Raw genomic sequence first — 1,258 nt, forward strand, 5'->3', positions numbered from 1 at the left:
CAATCAACCATCTTTAAAGCTCTAATTTGACACCATGGAAATGCACAATCTCCCACTCCATCCTAACCGTACACTGGTAGATAGGATTGTACTTTTCTTGCCAGTTCCGTAATTTTTCAAGCCAGTGCAGCACTACACCATGTTGCCAGGGAATACAATAACCGCGCTTGCGTTCGTCTTTATTCTGATCAGCGGTCTTGTTAGTATTGACGTACAGTCCGGTCATGACACAGCCAGTGTTTCGATCATGAATTCGGCGGAATACACCCTGGCGCCAAGGATTTTTTTCGCTGCCATTCTTGAACGGGTGCAGTTTATTGGCTGTCCAGTTACCTTTTTCGTAGCGCCAAGTATCGGCCTCGCCCGAGTCGAGAAAGCGAACCTGGTAAGTGCGTAGCGGAAGATGCAATTTGACGAAGAGCGCCGTGGCACGTACGGGCGACCAGAGTTCGTATCTCTCCACCACTTTACTTCTGCTGTTAGTAATGGAACGGATTCGCCATACACAGTCGGGATCGTCAAGATCGATCAGTGAAGGGTCGATTTCAAACCAGTCGCCGGCTTTTGACGCTGATTTTCCATTAAAGCAGTCTTGACCCGATGACTTATGCGCCCAAGTCCAATCGCTAAAGTTTCCAAAAGGATTTGGGCAGAGGATATCGCGCAGTTCTGTAATGTAGGTATAGGGCATAGGGCTATGCACCGATTCCGAGTAATGTGCGTTTCTTCTTTTGGCCCTTGTAAATGGATTGGTCACCAGAGGGACTATCAAGCCTTCATCGTTCGATTCGGAGAACTTTTCGGCAATAACCCAGTCAATGAACTGAAAGATATGGTTTTGTCTGCGGACAACTATGTTATGCCCAACGTCAGAATTTAAATCTTCGAAATCCGGAAGCATGTTTTTCTGATCTGCTTTGAACAAATTGGCAGGTTCATGCCCGCACGGTATCTTTGGAAGATAATCCAAAACAAAGAAAAACATTGCGCTTAATTTTGTGTTAAGACCATGTGACTGTGTTTTAATCCACCCTGCCAAAAGCATTTGCCATTGTTCCCAGTCCACTCCATATTCTTTTGTCAACCAAGAAAATGTCAGGTCACTGGTTCGGCCATTGTATTTGCCATGCTTTGCAGACATTGTCAGTCCTTCCTGATTTTGCAATGTGGGCCCGACAGTAAGCCAAGTGGATCAATATCCTCGAACCCAGTCTTCACGAGCTCACCCCAGTTAGTAAAGCTTTGGATCTGTCTATCA

1 protein-coding gene is annotated in these 1,258 nt (G+C 45.9%); it reads right to left on the reverse strand.

Annotation, left to right across the window (positions count from 1 at the left end; genetic code table 11):
- Positions 1–13: 13 nt before the first annotated feature.
- On the reverse strand, positions 14–1,141 hold the full coding sequence (locus C4K88_RS18030) for a VPA1269 family protein (RefSeq protein ID WP_104122816.1): 1,128 nt from the start codon (positions 1,139–1,141) through the stop codon (positions 14–16).
- Positions 1,142–1,258 lie beyond the last annotated feature (117 nt).

It is taken from the genome of Arthrobacter pityocampae (assembly GCF_002927275.1).
Classification (GTDB): domain Bacteria; phylum Actinomycetota; class Actinomycetes; order Actinomycetales; family Micrococcaceae; genus Arthrobacter_D; species Arthrobacter_D pityocampae.

Bases quoted from the DNA above. Each gene is read 5' to 3' on its own strand.
- C4K88_RS18030 (WP_104122816.1), bottom strand. From the start codon at position 1,141: ATGTCTGCAAAGCATGGCAAATACAATGGCCGAACCAGTGACCTGACA.